At 64.2% G+C, this 915-nt stretch carries 1 pseudogene; it reads right to left on the bottom strand.

What is annotated here, in order from left to right:
- Nucleotides 1-915 (bottom strand): annotated as a pseudogene (locus tag ACI3K3_RS25685) (IS3 family transposase); the annotation flags it as partial.

Raw genomic sequence — 915 nt, 5'->3', positions numbered from 1 at the left:
AGCGGAGCCCGTAGGGCGTAGCGAAGGAGGCCATTGCTTATGCAGTTCAGCGGCGAAGGCCGCAGGGGTTTCATAGCCAAGGGATGAGTGCGGCCTCTCCTGGTTGTAGTCCTCTGCCCAGGCGGAGATCACCACGCGAGCATGCTCGAGGCTCAGGAACAGGGTCTCGTTGAGCAGCTCGTCGCGCATGCGACCGTTAAAGCTCTCGACGTAGCCATTCTGCATCGGCTTGCCCGGAGCGATATAGTGCCACTCAACCCCGACTTCCCCGCACCAGGCGAGGACGGCGTTCGAGGTCAGCTCGGTCCCGTTGTCGCTGACAATCATCCCCGGTTTGCCGCGTTCGGCGATCAGATCGCTGAGCTCGCGCACCACCCGACGGCCCGAGATCGAAGTGTCCGGCACCGCGCGCAGGCACTCGCGGGTTACATCGTCGACGATGTTGAGCACCCGGAACCGGCGTCCCGTAGCCAGCTGATCATGGACGAAGTCCAGGCTCCATCGCTGGTTCGGTAGCGCCAGCACGGGAGCCGGTGCCCGTGCGCCGATGGCACGCCGCCGGTTGCGTCTGCGTCGGACCGCCAGCTTCTCCTCGCTATAGAGCCGCTGTGTCTTCTTCCGGTTGATCACCACGCCCTCCCGGCGCAGCAGAATGTGCAGCCGACGATAGCCAAACCGGCGCCGCTGCTGCGCAAGCTCGCGCAGCTTCGCCCGAAGGTCAGCATCATCTTCCCGCTGTGACCGGTAGCGCATGCTCTTCCGGTCAGCGCCGATAACACGGCACGCCCGCCGCTCGCTCATCCCCAGAACCGCCTGGAGACGAGCGACCGCCTCTCGCTTGGCAGCGGGCGTTACCAATTTTTTGTAAGAAGATCCTTCAGGCCGGCATTATCCAGCATAGCCTCGGCCAGCAGT

The organism is Novosphingobium sp. ZW T3_23 (assembly GCF_044987305.1).
Lineage (GTDB): Bacteria > Pseudomonadota > Alphaproteobacteria > Sphingomonadales > Sphingomonadaceae > Novosphingobium.
The sequence above is the reverse complement of the archived record's forward strand: the minus strand, read 5'-3'. Positions and strand labels throughout refer to the sequence as shown.